18 protein-coding genes and 1 pseudogene are annotated in these 17,462 nt (G+C 63.3%); 12 read left to right on the plus strand and 7 right to left on the minus strand.

Features of this window, described 5'->3' with window-relative positions; all coding sequences use genetic code 11:
* A partial coding sequence (locus tag GO707_RS04875; protein WP_472755561.1) for an amino acid kinase family protein occupies positions 1-458 on the plus strand: 458 nt, incomplete at its 5' end.
* Positions 459-716: 258 nt separating this feature from the next.
* Here GO707_RS04875 and GO707_RS04880 read toward each other — a convergent pair.
* Positions 717-2,147, minus strand: coding sequence for an aminopeptidase (locus GO707_RS04880; protein ID WP_227070445.1), 1,431 nt, complete (start codon positions 2,145-2,147; stop codon positions 717-719).
* 165 nt (positions 2,148-2,312) lie between these two features.
* On the opposite strand from GO707_RS04880, the gene ngr reads away from it, so the two are divergent.
* A complete protein-coding gene (gene ngr, locus GO707_RS04885) occupies positions 2,313-2,921 on the plus strand; it encodes a nigerythrin (protein ID WP_157012384.1) in 609 nt (202 codons plus the stop codon).
* A gap of 69 nt (positions 2,922-2,990) precedes the next feature.
* Here ngr and GO707_RS04890 read toward each other — a convergent pair whose 3' ends face one another.
* Positions 2,991-3,263 (minus strand): helix-turn-helix domain-containing protein, encoded by a 273-nt coding sequence (locus GO707_RS04890; RefSeq protein ID WP_157012386.1) that lies wholly within the window; start codon positions 3,261-3,263, stop codon positions 2,991-2,993.
* A complete protein-coding gene (locus GO707_RS04895; RefSeq protein ID WP_198161013.1) occupies positions 3,260-3,613 on the minus strand; it encodes a type II toxin-antitoxin system RelE/ParE family toxin in 354 nt (117 codons plus the stop codon). Before GO707_RS04895 ends, GO707_RS04890 begins: the two co-directional genes overlap by 4 nt.
* Before the next feature lie 276 nt (positions 3,614-3,889).
* On the opposite strand from GO707_RS04895, the gene GO707_RS04900 reads away from it, so the two are divergent.
* Genes GO707_RS04900 through GO707_RS04915 form a run of 4 tightly spaced genes read left to right on the plus strand, consistent with a single transcriptional unit; the run spans position 3,890 to position 5,623 of the window.
* Entirely contained in the window at positions 3,890-4,153 is a 264-nt protein-coding gene (locus tag GO707_RS04900; RefSeq protein WP_157012390.1) for a hypothetical protein, read from the plus strand.
* Positions 4,154-4,186: 33 nt separating this feature from the next.
* Positions 4,187-4,468, plus strand: a complete 282-nt coding sequence (locus GO707_RS04905; RefSeq protein ID WP_157012392.1) for a type II toxin-antitoxin system RelE/ParE family toxin — start codon at positions 4,187-4,189, stop codon at positions 4,466-4,468.
* Positions 4,469-4,481: 13 nt separating this feature from the next.
* Positions 4,482-4,802 (plus strand): HigA family addiction module antitoxin, encoded by a 321-nt coding sequence (locus GO707_RS04910; protein ID WP_157012393.1) that lies wholly within the window; start codon positions 4,482-4,484, stop codon positions 4,800-4,802.
* Positions 4,803-4,810: 8 nt separating this feature from the next.
* The gene (locus tag GO707_RS04915; protein WP_157012394.1) at positions 4,811-5,623 is read left to right on the plus strand and encodes an alpha/beta fold hydrolase; all 813 of its coding nucleotides are present in this window, start codon (positions 4,811-4,813) and stop codon (positions 5,621-5,623) included.
* Positions 5,624-5,768: 145 nt separating this feature from the next.
* On the opposite strand, the gene GO707_RS04920 is transcribed toward GO707_RS04915, so the two are convergent.
* Positions 5,769-7,511, minus strand: coding sequence for an FAD-binding protein (locus GO707_RS04920; protein ID WP_198161014.1), 1,743 nt, complete (start codon positions 7,509-7,511; stop codon positions 5,769-5,771).
* Between the two features lie 150 nt (positions 7,512-7,661).
* Between GO707_RS04920 and GO707_RS04925 the strand changes: the two genes are divergently transcribed.
* The gene (locus tag GO707_RS04925; RefSeq protein WP_157012396.1) at positions 7,662-8,078 is read left to right on the plus strand and encodes a helix-turn-helix domain-containing protein; all 417 of its coding nucleotides are present in this window, start codon (positions 7,662-7,664) and stop codon (positions 8,076-8,078) included.
* An 83-nt stretch (positions 8,079-8,161) separates the two neighbouring features.
* On the opposite strand, the gene GO707_RS04930 is transcribed toward GO707_RS04925, so the two are convergent.
* Complete coding sequence (locus tag GO707_RS04930) at positions 8,162-9,055, minus strand: LysR family transcriptional regulator (RefSeq protein WP_157012397.1); 894 nt, start codon at positions 9,053-9,055, stop codon at positions 8,162-8,164.
* Between the two features lie 176 nt (positions 9,056-9,231).
* Between GO707_RS04930 and GO707_RS12025 the strand changes: the two genes are divergently transcribed.
* Positions 9,232-9,852 carry a LysE family translocator gene (locus GO707_RS12025; protein WP_198161015.1) on the plus strand — a complete coding sequence of 207 codons (621 nt, stop codon included), beginning with the start codon at positions 9,232-9,234 and terminating at the stop codon, positions 9,850-9,852.
* Between the two features lie 110 nt (positions 9,853-9,962).
* Positions 9,963-10,103, plus strand: a pseudogene (locus GO707_RS12860) (hypothetical protein); the annotation flags it as partial.
* Positions 10,104-10,464: 361 nt separating this feature from the next.
* Here the strand turns inward: GO707_RS12860 and GO707_RS04940 are convergent.
* Complete coding sequence (locus GO707_RS04940; protein WP_157012398.1) at positions 10,465-12,192, minus strand: FAD-binding protein; 1,728 nt, start codon at positions 12,190-12,192, stop codon at positions 10,465-10,467.
* A 177-nt stretch (positions 12,193-12,369) separates the two neighbouring features.
* Between GO707_RS04940 and GO707_RS12705 the strand changes: the two genes are divergently transcribed.
* Positions 12,370-13,824, plus strand: a complete 1,455-nt coding sequence (locus tag GO707_RS12705) for a response regulator transcription factor (protein ID WP_157012399.1) — start codon at positions 12,370-12,372, stop codon at positions 13,822-13,824.
* Positions 13,825-13,925: 101 nt separating this feature from the next.
* On the opposite strand, the gene GO707_RS04950 is transcribed toward GO707_RS12705, so the two are convergent.
* A complete protein-coding gene (locus tag GO707_RS04950) occupies positions 13,926-14,921 on the minus strand; it encodes a helix-turn-helix domain-containing protein (RefSeq protein WP_157012400.1) in 996 nt (331 codons plus the stop codon).
* A 163-nt stretch (positions 14,922-15,084) separates the two neighbouring features.
* Here GO707_RS04950 and GO707_RS04955 point away from each other — a divergent pair, with 163 nt between their 5' ends.
* A complete protein-coding gene (locus GO707_RS04955; RefSeq protein ID WP_198161017.1) occupies positions 15,085-15,900 on the plus strand; it encodes an energy-coupling factor transporter transmembrane component T in 816 nt (271 codons plus the stop codon).
* Positions 15,897-17,447 (plus strand): ABC transporter ATP-binding protein, encoded by a 1,551-nt coding sequence (locus GO707_RS04960; RefSeq protein WP_157012402.1) that lies wholly within the window; start codon positions 15,897-15,899, stop codon positions 17,445-17,447. Before GO707_RS04955 ends, GO707_RS04960 begins: the two co-directional genes overlap by 4 nt.
* Positions 17,448-17,462 lie beyond the last annotated feature (15 nt).

Raw genomic sequence — 17,462 nt, forward strand, 5'->3', positions numbered from 1 at the left:
TCGCCTCCCCGATCCCCAAGCGCATCGTGGAGTTCGACGCCGTGCGCGACCTGGTGGAGGACGGCTACGTGGTCGTGTCCACCGGCGGCGGCGGGGTGCCGGTCTTCGAGACCGAGAACGGCTACGTGGGCACCCCCGCGGTCATCGACAAGGACCGCTCCAGCGCCCTCATGGCCGCCGAGCTCGGCGCCGACATGCTGATCATCCTGACCGCCGTGGAGAAGGTGTGCATCAACTTCAACACGCCCGAGCAGGAGCAGATCTCCGAGATGACCGTGTCCCAGGCCCGCGAGTACATCGCCCAGGGCCAGTTCGCCCCCGGCTCGATGCTCCCGAAGGTCGAGGCCTGCATCGAGTACGTGGAGAAGTTCCCCGAGGGCAAGGCGCTCATCACCTCGCTCGAGTGCGCCGCCGCCGGCCTGCGCGGCGAGACGGGCACGGTCATCGTCGCCGACTAGGCAGTGATTTACAAAACCAAGGGGCGGCTCCGGGATAAAGAGCCGCCCCTTTTTATGCAAGAATTTCGACCTGTTAGAGTTATGGGAGGCAGGAAAGGGCCCCTTGCCGCTTGATTCAGGGAAAGCGACGGCGAAATCCCAGGTCGCTGTACGATCCTCTGCAGCCGATTCTTTCGAGCGTTCGTCCCGAACTCTAACAACTCGAAAAAACCGCTCTGCAAATGGCCGCCGATTGTCGCGGGGGATCCGGCTTCCTCGCTAGCCCTCCGCGCGCAGGAAGGCTTCGTAGCCGCGGCGGGCTTCGTAGATGTCGGCTTTGCTGGTGACTTCCCAGGGGGAGTGCATCGAAAGCACGGGCACGCCGGAGTCGATGACGTCCATGCCGTACTTCGCGGGGATGTAGGCGATGGTTCCGCCGCCGCCAGCGTCCACGCGGCCGAGCTCGGCGGTCTGGAAGCTCACGTGCGCGTCGTCCATGATGCGGCGCACCAGCGCGACGTACTCGGCCGAGGCGTCGTTCGATCCGCTCTTGCCGCGGGAGCCGGTGTACTTGTTGAACACGAGGCCGCGCCCCAGGTAGGCGGAGTTCTTCGCTTCGAAGACGCTCGCGTAGGCCGGATCGAAGCCGGCGGACACGTCTGAGGACAGCATACGCGAGCGGGTGAGGGCGCGGCGCAGGCGAAGCGGGCTGCTCTCGCCGGCAAGCGCCATGATCTCGGCGATGGTGTTCTCGAAGAACATCGAGGCCATGCCCGAGGCGCCCACGCTGCCGATCTCCTCCTTGTCCACGAGCACGCAGACGGCGGTGCGGGCGGGCACGTCGTCGCCCAAGGCCAGCTGGGCCACGAGCGAGGTGTAGGCGCAGACGCGATCATCCTGGCCGTAGCCGATGACCATGGAGCGGTCGAATCCGAGGTCGCGGGCGCGGCCGGCCGGCACCGCTTCCAGCTCGGCGGAAAGGAAGTCCTCCTCGCTGATGCCGTACTTGTCGGCCAGAAGCGCCAGCACGTGGGCCTTCACCGGATCTTTGGGAGTTTCGGTGCTCTCGGCTTCCTTGGAGTCGGAGGAGTCGGCGGTGCTCAAGAGCGGGCGGTTGCCCACGAGCACGTCCAAGTCCTCGCCTTCCACGACCTTTGCGCCCTTCTTGTCCATCTGCTGGGAGCCCAAATGCGGCAGCAGGTCGGTCACGCAGAACACCGGGTCGGCCTCATCATCGCCGATGTTCACCTCTATCACCTCGCCGTCGGTGGTCGCCACCACGCCGTGCAGCGCCAAGGGCAGCGCCGTCCACTGGTAGTTCTTGATGCCGCCGTAGTAGTGGGTGTCCAGAAGCGCGAAGTCGTTGGCCTCGTACAGCGGGTTCTGCTTGATGTCGAGGCGCGGCGAGTCGATATGCGCCCCCAGGATGTTCATGCCCTCGGAGATCGGCGCGGCCCCCACGTGCACGAGGATGACTGCCTTCCCCTGGGCGCAGGCCCACAGCTTGCTGCCCGGCCCCACGGGCGTGCCGGCGGCGATGCAATCGGCCAGCGAGTCGTAGCCGGCGTCCTCGGCCGCGGCGATGGCGGCCGCGGCGCACTCGCGCTCGGTTTTGTTGTCGGAGATGAAGTCGATGTAGTCAGCAGCCAGCGCCTCAACCTCGGCCGATGCTGCCTCGTCGTACTTCTTCCAAGCTACTTCGCGTTCCACGAAACTTCCTTTCTCTTGTGCGATCGAGCACAGTATGAACCAATCTATGGGGAAAAGTTCGGAAATTGTTACATCCTGTTTTCTCGATGCGCGAAGCGGGCGCTCCGTACTATAATGGCCCAGACATTGAGACGATGTCGCCGTTACCCAAGAAAGGAAGATTCAATGAATCTGCGTGACGTTATCCCCACTGCTGAGAACTCCAGCAACTTCAACGTGGTCCCCGAGTCCATCACCGAGGTGGGCACCACCCTCGAAAACCTGAAGGCCGCCGTGTGTGGCGAGACCGGTGCGTCCGCCAAGTACGCCGCCTGCGCCGCCGCCGCCAAGGAGCAGGGCTTCGACCAGATCGCCCGCCTGTTCGAGGCCACCAGCGCCGCCGAGCAGATCCACATCGGCCTTGAGGCCGGCGTGATCGCCGAGATCGAGCCGGGCTACGAGCGCCCCGCCGCTCCCGAGGCCGAGGGCATTGCCACCGACCTGAACCTCATCGCCGGTGCCCTGGGCGAGATCTACGAGACCTCCGACATGTACCCGAGCTTCATCAAGGTCGCTCAGGAGGAGGGCAACAAGAAGGCTGAGTTCGTGTTCACCCGCGCCAAGCTCGCCGAGGCCGTGCACGCCGAGCTGTACATGGACGCCTACAACAACATCGACGCCCCCACCGATGAGCCCTACTACCTGTGCCCCATCTGCGGCTACATCCACAAGGGCGACGACTTCGAGAAGTGCCCCATCTGCTTCACCCCGGCCGACAAGTTCCGCAAGTTCTAATTCAGCAGCGGAAACATGCGCTATACGGCGGCCGTCCTTCGGGGCGGCCGCTTTTTTGATTCCCCGCAGCTAGACGAACTGGATGACGAGCTTCTTTCCCATGCCTTCTGCCAACTGCTGCAGCGTTTTCAGGGTAGGGCTCGTCTTGCCCGTTTCTAGACGGCTGAGAGCGCTCTGCTTCATGCCGCAGCGCTCGGCGAGTTCGCTCTGGGTGATGCCGAGCTCGCTTTCGGCCCGCAGAATCGCGAGTCGCACCTCGTGCTCCGGCTGAAGCCGCTCCCATTCCCGGGCAAATTCAGGGTCCTGCATCATTTCCGCGAGGTGCTCATCAAGGGTTGTCATGCGTTGTGCCTCTTTTCCCAATCGTGCTTGTATCGAAATGCCCGTTCGATTTCCCGAAGGGGCGTCTTCCGTGTCTTTTTGAGAAAACCGTGGGTGACCACGATGCTCCCTCTCTGATAAAAGAAGTAGAACGCCCGCACGTTGTCCCCGTCGGCTTGGATTCTCAGCTCGAAAAGCCCCTTTCGGATGTGACGCGAATGCGGCATGCGCAATTCAGGACCCATTTCTTGGAGAGTAGCGAGGTCGCTAAACGCCTCGGAACTCAGTTTTGGCGAAAGGCTCTCGAGGAATTCTCGTAGGGGTTCCCTCCCATTTGGCTTGCTGTAGTAGACGATTTCGTAGTTGCCCATTTGATCCTCCTCCATAGTATAACAAAAATGTTATAAGTCAATGCCTTGTCTCCAAGGGGATGAGGATCTTGCAAGCTAGGTTGCCCGATGCGCCCAAGCTTCTCAAGCTTGCCGATGGGCTTTGACGACGATGAGCTGCCCGCCGCCGCTGCACTGGCTCATTAGTACAATATAGCAAACTAAAGTTCGAAATACAAGGTATCAGATATTGATATTTCCTGCACATTTGCTAAAATGCCTCTGCAAATGTGCGACGCGCGAAGGAGGTGAGAGGATATGTCGAAGAAGCGGATGCGCTCGGTGCCGGTGCAGCCGGAGGCCGATAGGACGGCGAAGGCGCGCGGTGTGGTGTGGCGCCAGTCGGCCGAGGAGGCAGCGCTGGCGAAAAAGCCGCGCTACAACGGATTCGCCTGTGGCCACGGAGCCCATGGCGATGCCAAGTACAGCCGCGCGAAAGCCAAGCGCGCCTGGCGCAAGCAGCTGCGACAAGAAGGAGCCTCTCGGGGCTCCTTTCTTTTTGTTCAATATTGTAATGTGTAACGTGACATATTACAATATCGGTGGAGGTGGCCTATGATTAAGACATTCGCCGACGATGACACCCGGAGCCTATTCGAAACGGGCCGTTCGAAACGACTTCCGCCGGACATCGTGAGAAGGTCGCTTCGAAAGCTTGAATATGTCGATAACGCGATGGTCCTAGGGGATCTGCGATTGCCGCCGGGCAATAAACTACACGCCCTCAAGGGCGATCGTGAAGGTCAGCACGCCATTGCGATAAACGACCAGTGGCGAATCTGCTTTGTTTTTGAAAGGGACGGTGTCTACGATGTCGAAATATGCGACTACCACTAGCGAGGAGGCGGGCATGGACGACAAGATGATCATGGTCTCTCGGGAGCCGATCCATCCCGGCGAGTTCCTGCGGGAGGACTATATGCCCGAGCTTGGCCTTACCGTGGCAAGTTTGGCGAAGCGCCTTGGAGTTTCGCGGCAGACGGTAAACGATATCGTTAGAGAGCGACGGGGCTTGAGTCCTGAGATGTGTCTTCGCCTCGCGAGGCTCTTCGGCACGACGCCCCAGTATTGGATGAATATGCAGGCGAAAGTGGACATTTGGGACTCTCTGGCGCTTCACGAGGAAGAGCTTGAGAGTATCGAGCCGTTCGATATCGCGGCCATCGCTTAGGAGGGCCAATGCGGCAGAAGAGTTTTGATACGGGGCGGGGAAATATCGTCTATTGGGTGAGCGATGAGCCTGATGTGGCGCGGCCGTGGCTGGTGTTTCTGCCGGGGCTCACGGCGGATCATCGCTTGTTCGAAGGGCAGATCGAGCACTTCGAAAGCTGCGCCAATTGCTTAGTTTGGGATGCGCCGGCTCACGGGCTCTCGCGTCCGTTCCCGTTGGATTTCTCGCTCGAGGATATGGCCCGCTGGCTGGGCGATGTCCTAGATGCCGAAGGCGCTGCGGACCCCTTGCTCGTGGGGCAGTCGCTCGGCGGCTACGTGGCCCAGGTGTTCGATGTGCTGTTTCCCGGGCGCGCCCGCGGCATCGTCTCGGTGGATTCCGCGCCGCTCGGCCGCAGCTACTACAAGAGCTGGGAACTGGCCTGCCTGCCCTTCGTGACGCGCATGTTCCGGCTCTATCCGTGGGAGACGCTGCAGAAGGCGAGCTCCGAGGGCAATGCCGCTACCGAGGCCGGCCGCGCGATCATGGTCGCCATGATGGCCGACTACTCGAAGGACGAGTACTGCCTCCTTTCCACCCACGGCTTCGCCATGCTCGCCGATGTGGTGCGCAGCGACGACTACGCCGCGCCGGCGGCTCCGCTTACCCTCATCGTGGGCGAGCGCGACAATACGGGTTTCATCCGCAAGTACAACGAGCTGTGGTCGCAGCGCACCGGGCAGCCGATCCATTGGATAGAAGGCGCCGCCCACAATGCCAATACCGACAACCCGCAGGCGGTAAATGCCATCATTGAAAAGGTGCTTGCGGTCGGCGCTTAAAACGCAGCCACTTTGGAAAACACTCAGTTCTTTTGTGCGATTATGCGCAAAAACGAGAGGCCCGCACCAGCGAGCCTCTCGTTTTGAGGGTGCCCGGCTCCAATGGGAGGGAGGTGGAGCCGGGCAGGAAAAGCGCGATTGGTGGTTATACCAGCGAAGCGACGTATTCGCCGGTAAACTTGCCTTGGGTGACGGCGAAGGAGATGGACACGCCGCACAGAGCCGTCGTGTACTGGATGCCGAAGCGGCTGCCGGCGGTGTTGCCCGCCGCGAACAGGCCGGGAATCGGGCGATAATCGGCGCGAGAGAGCACCTGTCCGTTCTCGTCAATAGCGATTCCTGAACCGTTGCAAAGCATATGCCTGATGGTCTTCTCTCCGGCGTAGGCATAATAGGGAGGCTGGGTCACGCCGATCATCAGCTGCTTCTCTTTACCGAAATCCTCGTCAAGCCCGATTTCGCATAGCTGGTTGTACCGCTCGATGGAGGCAACGAAGTTGTCTAGGGTCTCTCCTTCGTAGCCCAGATAGGTACCGAGGGTCTCGTAATCATTGGCAGCGTAAACGACTGGATTGGAGTCTGGTCCTGTGCCCTCGGGCCCGCCGGCAACAGCTGCCGCAAGCAAGTCGGGCAGAGCGTCCATGCCGCCGTTGGAGTAGTCGCCGCCCATGGTAGCCTGGTAGGGATCAATCTGTCCGCCGGCCCAATAGCAAAGCTTCAGGCCATCTCCCTTGTAGCCCATGGAGACTACCTCGCCGTCTTCGCCATCGAGCATGTTGGTTATCTGGCTGAGCAGATCCTTCGCCATTTCGGGATTGCCAGAGTAGTCGCCAGCAGTTACGATGACGCCCTTCTCGGCGTTGATCTTGAGGTAGCTGCCGTCTTCCTTTTTGGCAACGGCTCCGATCACGCGGCCGTCGTCGCCTTGAACCAGCTGCTCCGCCGGGCATCCCCAGTAAATCTGCGCGCCGGCATCGAGCCCGACTTGAAGCATGTTGCCGATGATCTTTTCCTGCAGGGGCATAGTCGAGGCCGTTCCTATGTAGGTGCCAAGGCCATTCTTGAACGTGGTATAGCCGGCGTCGGTTGGGAAGAACTGGATCTCGATAGACGAGCGTTCTTCAGGGGTCAGACAGTCGATGTACCAATCGAACGCCTCTCCGCAGGTATTGGTGAACTTGCGACACAGAGAGGCGTTAGAGCGGTTAGCCGCGCGCAACTGCCAGTTGTTGAGGAACTCGATGGGATCGACGGGATTCACGCCGCGCTCTTTCAAGAACTCGGAGTTGATGTGCCCGAAATGCCCCATGCCCAAAATGGCGAAGTCAGATTCGGCTTGGGCTTCAACGGCGATTACCTTGGCGCCCGATTCTGCCGCCGCTCGGAAGGCGGCGCAGCCGGAGTAGCCGAGCCCGACAACGAGGACGTCGCAATCGACAGTTTCGGCGATGTCGGCCTCGGTGATTGGGGCAGGCGCCTCTCGCCAGCTTGCGCTCGAGATGTTGTCCGACGCGCTTTTATTTCCGTTGTCGGCGGGCACTTCCGAGGCTGTCGTCGTGCTGCTGGGCGAGCATCCCGCAATGCCCGCTGCCGCAAGGCTTGCGGCGCCGAAACCGGCTCCCTTGAGAAAGCTGCGACGGCTCTGTTTCTCTCGTTCGCGGGATTCTTTGCAACGTGTCCGTTGGTGCTGTGGGATGCAGCGCTCTTCTTCCAAATCTCCTCGAACGCGGATTTCGAAGCGGCAGTGGTGGACGGAATGACCTCTGCGGGACTTGTGCTTTCTGTTGCGATCGGACTCTGGTCGCTGGCCCGTGGTTTCAGGGAATTCAAAGGAAGGATGCGTGTCATTGAGCTTTGCGGCGTGGTCCGACGATTCGTACTTCTCCATTGCCCGGGATTTTCTGGCGAACACCATAAGCGTTGAGACATTGGAGCGCGCGTTGTTCCTGGGCGGCCTGGGGTATCAGGTGGTCCTGAGGACGTCGCAAGTCTTCGGGGCTCTGTCAGGTACGGGCTGCGCAATTGCCGAGGGCGAACGGTGGAATCCCCTGCGCCCGAGCATGCGCAGGTGGTGCCGCGCGAGGACTACTGGCTAGGCTGGATCCTGGCGTGCTACCAGATGGAGACGGGACGCCCCTACCGCCAGGTGTTTGACGCCATTCCCTATGAAGAGCTTGCGGGCATGTTCTATCCGCTGCACGAGGCGCCCGAGGAGAAGTTCGTCGAGGCGCTCAACCATCGCCTGGCTGCGGCGCAGCTGCCCACCAGGCTCTATCGCCAGCGGAAGATCTGCGGAGTGTCGCAGAAGCAGCTGGCCGAGGCATCAGGCGTCGGCCTCCGCTCCATTCAGCTGTACGAGCAGCGCCAGAAGAACATCAACCACGCCGCCGCCGAGACCCTCTACCGCCTGGCCTTTGCCCTCCACTGCTCCATGGAGAATCTGTTAGAGCGGTAGGCTGAAAGCGGGGGTTGAACGGCGGAGTCAGCCGTACAGCTCGGGATGCCGGCCCTTCCTTTGTCATCTTTTATCACGCTTTATCATCGGGTTTTCTCTGGCATCAAGCGCTCGCGTACGAGATCGCAGAACAGGCGGGCGGCCGGGGTGAGCCAGTGGGTCTTGCGATGGCCGAGGTAGATGGGGAAGGTGCGCTTTCCGAAGGGGTCGGGAATCTCGACGAAGGTTCCGCGCGCCAGCTCGTCGGCGACGGCGAAGCGGGGGAAGACGGAAAAGCCCATGCCCATGGAAACGAGGCGTTTGATGGCCTGGGAACTCCAGAGCTCCATCGTCTCGGTGAGCGTCACGCCGCGTGCGTCCATGGTTTGCTCGAGGGCGATGCGGAACACGTTGTCGGGCTCGTCGATGATGAAGGGAAGGCCCGCTAGCTGCCCTGCGGACTGGAAGTCGGGGAGGGGTATACTCGGCGCGGCCACAAGGGTCGTGCGAATCTGCCCCACCTCTTCGATGGAGAAATCCTCGGGCTGCCAGTCGAAGGCATAGGTGAGCCCCAGGTCGCAGGAGCCGTCGCGCAGGTTCTCGGACACCTGGGCGCAGGTGCGGTCGCGCAGACGCAGCGCCACGCCCGGGGCGCGCTCGCGAAACGCGGCGATCACCTCGTCGAGCGCATAGCACAGAAGCGTCTCGGCCAGATCGACCCGCAGCGTGCCCTGCAACGCCGTCTCCTCTGTGCCGAGGGCGGCCAGGCGGTCAGCGGCGGCGATGATCTCGGCGGCCTGGGCGAGCGCCTCGGCCCCTTTCTGCGTGAGCACCATGCGGCGCCCGATGCGCTCGAACAGCGGCAATCCTAAGTCGCGTTCGAGTTGCTTGATGTGCACCGTCACGGTCGACTGGGTGTAGCCCAGCCGGTCAGCGGCCTTGGCGTAGGTGCCGCAGGCCACGACGGCCTGGAAGGTGCGCAGGCATTTGATATCCACAGTGGTTCTCCTTTTCGGCGCGTTTCGCGGGCGGGGCGGCCTCGCCGCGCGCAGGTTCCAGCATACGCAACATTGATTGATTTAGTTAAACATATTCTTCTCAATCATTCGTTATACAAATGGGTTGTGGCGCCCTATGCTAGAGCCAACGGAAAGACAGCGGAAGGGGAGCACCCATGGAGGCAACGGAAATGACGATAGCGGCCACCCTGGCAGGGCTGGCGTTCTACTGTTTCGTGCAGGGCATCACCCCGGGACCTGCGAACCTCTGCTCGCTGGCGACGACGCTGCGCTACGGTCGGACGCTTGCGCTACGCCAGTGGTACGGGCTCATCGCCGGCTTCTACGCGGTGTCGTTCGCCTCGGTGCTGGTCGTGTGGACTGTAGGCCAGGTGGCGTCGGGCCTGATGGGGTGGCTCACCGTGGCGGGCGCGGTCTACGTGCTCTGGCTCGCCTGGACCATGGTGGCGCCCAGCCGGGAGGGGCACGCGCTATACGAGGCGAAGCCCACGGCGGCCTCGGGCTTCCTCTTGCAGATCACCAACGTGAAGATACTGGTGCTGTGCCTGACGGCGCTGTGCTCCTACGTGCTTCCCCTGAGCGACCACCCGCTGGCGCTGGCGGCTGCGGGGCTGGTGATGCCCCTCATCGGCGTCGGCTGCAATCTGGCTTGGATATACGCGGGCGAGCTTTTGCGGTCGTTCTACGAACGGCATCGCCGCCGCGTGGACGGGGCGATGGCCGCCTCGCTCGCACTGTGCGCCGCGACCATGGTGGCGCCCCTGCTCGGAAGCTGAGACCCCGCGGCAGCGGGCGCGAAGCGAGTTGCGTGAGCTCCTTTTGGCTTAGAAATCACGGTTTTGTTACCGTGTACAACGACACGTCCAAACCCGACAGCTACCAGTCGATGATCGACACGGTGGTGGCTGCCGAGGGACGCATCGACGGGCTCGTGAACAACTTCGGCGGCACGAACCCCGCCGAGGACAAGGACCTGCTGAGCACCTCCTACGAGCACTTCCTCGCCGGGGTGGATGCGAACGTGGGCAGCGTGTTCCTCGGCTGTCAGGCGGCCGCGCGCGAGATGGCGAAGACCGGCGGCGGTGTGCTTCCTCGGCGACGAGAGCGCTGCCACCACCGGCCAACTCATCGAGGTGGCCGGCGGCTTCGGCCTGGCCACGCCCATCTACGCCGACGCTATGGACGCCGCCGTGGCACGATAGGGTGCTGCTTACCGCAGCGCGCGCATATCCAACGTAGGGGACAGCTTCAGCCGTCCGCCTTTCAGCGTGCATGGCGTCGCCTTGCGTCATCCAAAACCAAGGGTCCCGCAGCATATTGCCTGCGGGACCCTGCTCGATTATGCGGCGCGACGGGGAGGGAGGCGCGCGCCGCTGTATCGCGAATCGTTAGGCGAGGCTCGCCACGTATTCGGCGGTGAACTTACCCTGGGTGACGGCGAAGGCGATGGAAACGCCGCACAGTGCCGTGGTGTACTGAATACCGAAGCGGCTGCCCGCGGTGTTTCCGGCGGCGAACAGGCCGGGAATGGGGCGGAAGGTCTCGCGGGCGAGCACCTGGCCGTTCTCGTCGATGGCCACGCCCGATGTGTTGCAGAGCATGCCGCCCAGAGATTTTTCGCCCTTATAGGCGTAGTAGGGCGGCTGGTTCACGGCGAACATGAGCGACTTCTCCTTGCCGAAATCCTCATCGAGACCCGTGGCGCATAGTTCGTTGTAGCGTTCGATGGAGGCAACGAAATTGTCCAACGTCTCTCCCTCGTAGCCTAGATAGCCGCCGAGTGTTGCATAGTCGTCGGCGGCGTAGACGACGGGATTAGTGTCGGCGCCCGAGCCCTCGGCGCCGCCAGCAACGGCCGCCTCCAGCAGGGCCGGAAGCCCGTCCATGCCGCCATTGGGGTAGTCGATGCCCATGTGACATGCCGGTTGGGCCTTGATCAGCGCCTCGTAGTTGCTATCGAACACATTGGCGACCGGTCCCTGAGGTTGGAGCGCGCCTGCATAGGCCGCCCATTCCATAAAGCCGAATCCCTCATTGCAGTACCGCTTGCCGTCGGCGTTGATCCAGAGCGAGGCAGCCGACCCCAACGGATCCATGGGGCTGTCGCAGGGGTAGTAGTAATCGCCGCCCATGGAAGACTGGTACGGATCCAGCTGCCCGCCGGCCCAGTAGCACAACTTCAGGCCGTCGCCCTGATAGCCGGAGCTGATGATCTCTCCGTCGTCGCCGATCATGTTGGTGATCTGACTCAGTAGTTCCTTGGCCATTTCCTGGTTGCCGGAGTAATCGCCGGCGGCCACGATGACGCCCTTGGAGGCCGCCACCTTAACATAGGAGCCGTCCTCCTTCTGGCCGATAGCGCCGGTAACGGCTCCGTCGGCATCGGTGGTCAGCTGCTGCGCGGGGCAGCCCCAATAGATCTGCGCGCCCGCGTCCAGGCCTACCTGCAGTAAGTTACCGAGAATCTTCTCCTGGACAGGCATGGTGGAAGCGGTGCCGATATAGGTGCCCAAGCCGTTCTTGAAGGTCGTGTAAGACTCATCGGTGGGGTAGAACTGGATCTCCAGAGCGTCGCGCTCCTCCTGGGTAAGGCAGTCGATGTACCAGTCGAAGGCCTCGCCGCACGTGTTGGTGAATTTGCGGGCCAGGGCGGCGTTGGATCGGTTTGCCGCGCGAAGCTGCCAATTGTTGAGGAATTCAATGGGATCAACCCCGTTCACGCCGCGCTCGCGCAAGAATTCGGAGTTGATATGGCCGAAATGCCCCATGCCAAGGCACGTGTGATTGTCCTCGGGGTGCGCTTCCATGGCGATGACCTTCGCGCCCGCCTCGGCGGCTGCGCGGAAAGCTGCGCATCCGCTAAAGCTGAGGCCGATAACGAGCACGTCGCAGTCAGCCGTCTCGGCGATGGAGTCCTCTGCGATAGGCTCGGGAGCTGTGCGCCAGCTGCTTGCGGGCGCCGAGGATCCCGCAGTGCCCGCGGCGCTATCGGACGAGTCGCTGGTGGCGGGGGCGGACGGTGCGCAGCCGAACATGCCGGCGGCGGCGAGCCCCGCAGCTCCGATGCCCGCACCTTTCAAAAAATTACGACGCGTGCATTTCTGGGTGTCTTCCATAGTTCCCTCCTTGGATCGGTGGTAGACGAGGTGCCCGAATCGGCGGCCTCGCTTTCCATCATCGGTTCACGGGGGCGTTCTGCCTATACTCGAAACAGGGTAAACCCCTAACGAGAACCAGGTATTTTTCTCATGTGAGCTCGTCATTTCAGGTTAATCAGGTAGGATGAAGGTAGAGTGACGTTACTAATAGTGGGGAGGGATTTCGTGATTCGCCGACAAGAAGCTGCTCGGGCGGCGGCTTTGTTTTTGTCATTCGCTGCCTTTTTCATGACGTGTCCGCTGACTCTGTGGGATGCTGCGCTTTTCGCCCAGATCTCTATCGATCGCGCGGTGGAGGTCCTTGCGATTAACGGACTGATGGCAACAAGCGCCGTGCTGGCGGTAGGCACGGGGCTGTGGTCGATGGCCCGAGATTCCGTGCGCATGATGCCCGCTGCGACGGTGCTGGGAGGAGTGGCCTATGCCTTGGGAGGGTCGGCCTATGCGCTCGTGCAGACGCTTGCCCTGCCGGTCGGCCCGGCTGGCATCTGCGTTATCAGCGTCGCTATGGGTTTTGGATTAGCGATGCTCGTGCTCGGTTGGTGTCGCGTTCTCTGTCCGTTTGGGCTGAAACGCTCGCTTCTGGGCATGAGCATCGCATGCGCGATGGCGACATTCGTCGAGCTTGGCTTCGAAGCCGGTCTTCTGCCAGCGCGCGAAGGGGCATTCGCCGTACTTCTGTGGCTCGGTGTCGCCGGTCCGGTTTGGAGCGCCTGCAAGGGAGTTGGGGAAATCCCTGCCGTTGACGACACGGTAGGAGATCACCTGTGGGAGTCTATGCGCACCATGGTGCTCAATCCGTGCCTGGGCCTATTCCTGTTTCTCTTTATCATGAGCGCGCGGGAATTCGTGTTCATGGAATATGAGCACATTGGGGCAATCTCGGTCATAGGCGCCGCGGGAATTGCCGTCGCTCTCGTGCGGTTTTGGCCGCGTTTTTCACTCGGCACCGTTTACCGGACGCTTCTGCCCAGTGCGGCCGCATTTTTCATCGTGCTGAGCAGCTTTCCCGTTGGCAGTGTCTCGTTTGGTGCGGGGTTCCTCGTGTCTCATATTCTTATGGCTGCTATCGCCCTGCTTGCCCTGGCGTCGTTGTGCGCGGTGGCGCGGGCTGGGGAATTCTCCTCAGTGTTCGTGGGTTCCATACTGTGCGTGGCGACAAGCCTCGCAGTGTTGCTCGGCACCAACGTGGCGCAGGTTGTTCCCGATGACGATGCTCTCGGCGCCATCCTCCTCGTGTGTGCGATGGCTTATTTCGTTTATGTGCTTGCCTCACCCTTGGTCGACTACCATCGTCTGCTTCGGGAGGGAGAGGAAGGGGAAGAGGTGCGCGAAAGGGACGGTCTGCCGCAACCTCACAGTGACGTTCTATGCGCCGCTTTGGCCGAGGAGCGAAACCTGTCGGCACGCGAGAGGGAGATTTTGCCCTATATAGCTCGCGGGCACCGTCCTGCCTACGTGGCCGATATGCTCTGCATCTCCGAACATACGGTGCGCACCCACCTGCGGAACATATACCGCAAACTGGGAGTAGGGTCTCGTGAAGAGCTCATCCAGCTTGTCGAGAACGTGCAGAGTGCAAATAGGTAGCCGCTTGAATTGCGAGCGAAAAGCGGTCGCCGGCTTTCCCGGGTTTGCCCGATGTCCTTCAACCCAACGTAGGGCGCGGCGCGCGGCGGCCCTCGGGCGTCCTAGCAGCGGAAGCGCTTGCGCCAGGCGGCGGGGGAACAGCCCTGCTCGCGGGTGAAGGCGGTGGTGAAGCTGCTCGGCCGCGGGTAGCCCACTGCCCTCCCGATCTCGGCGAGGGGCATATCGGTGCCAGCGAGCAGGTCGGATGCGCGGTTCATGCGCAGCTGTCGCAGATCCTCGGCCACTCCACGCCCCGTTTCCTCCTTGTAGACGGCGGCGAGGCGCGTGCGGCTCACGCACAACTCGCGGGCGATGGAATCCAGGGTGAGGGGAGCGTCAAGGTGTTGCTCCATGATGGCATGGGCCTTGTGGATGAGCTGCGCCGCCGTGCGCGTCCCCTCGGCGCGAGCGGCCCACGCGGCGCCCTCCGCCGTCTCTATCAGGCAAGCGACTGCCTCGGCCATGAGCGCCGCAAGGCGAAAGCCGGTGGCCGGCGCATTGGCCGAGCGCGCATCCAGCCGATTGAGCATGGCGCTCACGTGGGGTGCCCTCAAGGGCAGCGACGACTCGGTGAGGCGCTCGAGCAGCTCGTCGGCGCCGGTTCCCTGATCGCGGGCCACCTGCTCGATGAAGCGCGGGGTGAAGCAGAGCGAGCGCGAGGCGTAGGCGCAGCCAGGTTTCAGCTGGTAGGAATAGGAGCCGGCCCCCTGACGGTACATGACCAGATCCGACGCGTCGGTAGGGAAGGTGGGGTAGGGCATCGTCTCCAGGCTGCTCGGCGACATGGAGCCGAGGCAGAAATAGCCCGGTCCACAGCTGGTGAGGCTCGAGCCGTCACTCACCGTCAGATCGAGTACGGTGACCAGGCAATCGCGACCCAGGCCGGTCATCCAGGCGCTGCCGGAGCCCCGTGCGGGATCAAGCTGCGACACCACCCCGCACCGTCGTGCCCGCGGTTCCATCTGCAGCGTCTCGAGCTGCGGCACGAAAAGATGGTGCAGGTTCTCGTCGATGTTCGCGAGCGCTGGGGCCTTCATGATCCTTCCCGTCGTTTCCATTCCGTCCGAAGTTCTTTCGCATTCGTCCAAAAGTTAACCATCAATAACATTCATAGCAGATCGCATGATAAATTATCCGACTGAAACTTTCAAGAAGAGCACGGCGGTGCGGCGGGAGAGTGCCTGCGAACGTCGATGCGCAGGGCGAAAGGGAAGTCGGAACGTGGAAGGTACACTGGATCGGGGTGAGGGGGCACCCTGCGTCATGGGGATAGATGAACGGGAGAGCGCATCGCCCTCGGCCTCGGCGCGCGGAGGTGCCCTGCTGTTTGCGGGTGGCGAGAAGAGCCGCCGCCGCGTGGATCCGCGGGCGGCCCTTGTGACGCTCGTGCTGCTCAATGTGGCCGTATTCGTGTCGGGTGCGAAGGCGGTGGAACTGATCGCGGTGGCGGCCGATGCCCTGCTCATGATGTGGTGCCATCGCGGACGTCTCGCCTGCGCGTGGGTGGCGGCCTATGCGGTAATCTCGCTGATTTCCCTCGCCTGCATCCTCGGCGGTCCCTTCTTCATGCCGGTGGGCGCCTGCTTGCTCATGCTCGCGCGCCTGTTCCCCACGGCCATGTTCGCCGCGGCGCTCATCTCCACCACGTATCTGGGCGAGCTCGCCTTTGCGTTGCAGTCTTTCGGCCTCACGGGTCGCATGACGGTGGCCGTGTGCGTGGGACTGCGCTTCTTCCCTACCATCGCGCGGGAGGCGCGGGCGGTGCGCGAGGCCATGCTCACCCGCGGCATCCGCCTTACCCCGGCGGCCATCGTGACGAACCCGGTGGGGCTTCTGGAGAACTTCATGGTGCCCTACATCCATCGCATCTCGCTCGTGGCCGACGAGCTCGGCGATGCGGTGATGGCCCGCGGCGTGGAGACGTCGCGGCCGCGCACGAGCTACCACGAGCTGCGGGTAACGCCGCTCGACGGGGTGGTCGTTGCCGTTGCGGCGCTGCTGGCTGTTGCCGCCGTGGCGGGAAAGGTGCTCTCATGAGGGGCGACGAGGCTTTGGCGGGGACGGCCGGGGCGGCTGTGCAGCTTGAGGGTGTGTCCTATACCTATCCGGGCGCGGCAGAACCGACGCTGCGCTCGGTGAGCCTGGAGGTGCCGGCCGGCCAGTGCGTCGTGGTCACCGGGCCCTCCGGTTGCGGGAAGACGACGCTCTCGCGCCTGGTGAACGGCCTGGTGCCCCATGTGTATGCCGGCGAGGTGACGGGGCGCGTGCTCGTGGGCGGCACCGAGGTGGCGGCATGGGCCCCCGACGAGCTGGGCGTGCGCGTGGGATCGGTGTTCCAGAACCCGCGCAGCCAGTTCGTGAACCTGGATGTGGCCTCCGAGATCGCCTTCGGCTGCGAGAATCTGGGGCTGCCGCGCGCAGAGATCGTCGAGCGCGTGGAGGAGGCGGCTGCGGCGCTCGGCATACGCCCGCTGCTCGACCGCAGCATCGAGGAGCTCTCGGGCGGCCAGAAGCAGGCGGTCATCTTGGCATCGGCTTTGGCCATGCGGCCTGCGGTGTTCGTGCTCGATGAGCCCACCGCCTCGCTGGACACCGCCTCCATGATGCGCCTGGCCGAGGTGGTGGCAGCGCTGAAGGCCCAGGGAAAGACCGTGATCGTCTCGGAGCATCGGCTCTGGTGGCTGCACGGAGTAGCCGACCGTGTGGTGCTCATGGAAGAGGGCACCGTGGCCGGCGACTGGGATGCCGCCTCCTACGGGGCGCTTCCCCGCGCCGAGCGTGCCGCCCTCGGCATGCGCGCTTGGACGGTGACCGAGATGGAGGAGGAGATGGCCGCCCGCGCCGCGGTTGCGCCGACCGCTTCCGCCGAGGGCAGTCCTGCGCCAGCTACAGAGGCCGCCACCGCGGAGGGCCTGACAGCGGAGGGCCTGACAGCGGAGGGCCTGACCGTGGCCTTCCGGCGCAAGCCGCCCGTGCTCGAGGGGCTCTCCCTTGCGGTGGCGCCGGGGCGCGTACTCGGCATCGTGGGCCGCAACGGCGCCGGCAAGACCACGCTGCTGCGCTGCCTGTCGGGGCTCACCCGGGAGCGAGCCGGCTCGGTGGCGCTCGACGGGCGCGCTCTCGCCGCCCGTGAGCGGCCGGGCACGGTGCACCTCGTCATGCAGGAGCCCGGCTACCAGCTGTTCGCCGACAGCGCCCGCGCCGAGCTGCGGCTGCCCGACGCTGAGACCGACGAGCTGCTTGCCGCCTTCGGTCTGACCGCCTGCGCCGAGCGCCACCCCCTGTCGCTTTCCGGTGGCGAGCGCCAGCGCCTGGCCATTGCCGCCGGCATCGCCCAGGGTGCCCGGGCCCTCGTGCTCGACGAGCCCACGAGCGGCCTCGATCGTGCCAACATGGAGCGCGTCGCCGCGGTATTGTGCCGAGTGGCCGCCGCGGGAGCGCCCGTGGCGCTCGTCACCCATGATTACGAGTTCCTCTGCGCGGTATGCGACGAGGTGGCGGAAGTGGAAGGTGGCCGTGTGAGCGCGCGCTACGACCTCGATCCCGTTCACGCCGCCCGTGTGCGCACGCGCTTCGGTTTCTGAATCTCTTAGGTACCC

The sequence above is a fragment of the Adlercreutzia rubneri genome (assembly GCF_009755265.1).
Taxonomy (GTDB): domain Bacteria; phylum Actinomycetota; class Coriobacteriia; order Coriobacteriales; family Eggerthellaceae; genus Adlercreutzia; species Adlercreutzia rubneri.

Excerpts from the sequence above, each read along its gene's own strand:
- ngr (WP_157012384.1), top strand. The coding sequence starts at position 2,313 with ATGAATCTGCGTGACGTTATCCCCACTGCTGAGAACTCCAGCAACTTC.
- GO707_RS04890 (WP_157012386.1), bottom strand. The coding sequence starts at position 3,263 with ATGACAACCCTTGATGAGCACCTCGCGGAAATGATGCAGGACCCTGAA.
- GO707_RS04895 (WP_198161013.1), bottom strand. The coding sequence starts at position 3,613 with ATGGGCAACTACGAAATCGTCTACTACAGCAAGCCAAATGGGAGGGAA.
- GO707_RS04900 (WP_157012390.1), top strand. The coding sequence starts at position 3,890 with ATGTCGAAGAAGCGGATGCGCTCGGTGCCGGTGCAGCCGGAGGCCGAT.
- GO707_RS04905 (WP_157012392.1), top strand. The coding sequence starts at position 4,187 with ATGATTAAGACATTCGCCGACGATGACACCCGGAGCCTATTCGAAACG.
- GO707_RS04910 (WP_157012393.1), top strand. The coding sequence starts at position 4,482 with ATGGACGACAAGATGATCATGGTCTCTCGGGAGCCGATCCATCCCGGC.
- GO707_RS04915 (WP_157012394.1), top strand. The coding sequence starts at position 4,811 with ATGCGGCAGAAGAGTTTTGATACGGGGCGGGGAAATATCGTCTATTGG.
- GO707_RS04920 (WP_198161014.1), bottom strand. The coding sequence starts at position 7,511 with ATGGAGAAGTACGAATCGTCGGACCACGCCGCAAAGCTCAATGACACG.
- GO707_RS12025 (WP_198161015.1), top strand. The coding sequence starts at position 9,232 with ATGGAGGCAACGGAAATGACGATAGCGGCCACCCTGGCAGGGCTGGCG.
- GO707_RS04940 (WP_157012398.1), bottom strand. The coding sequence starts at position 12,192 with ATGGAAGACACCCAGAAATGCACGCGTCGTAATTTTTTGAAAGGTGCG.
- GO707_RS04950 (WP_157012400.1), bottom strand. The coding sequence starts at position 14,921 with ATGGAAACGACGGGAAGGATCATGAAGGCCCCAGCGCTCGCGAACATC.
- GO707_RS04960 (WP_157012402.1), top strand. The coding sequence starts at position 15,897 with ATGAGGGGCGACGAGGCTTTGGCGGGGACGGCCGGGGCGGCTGTGCAG.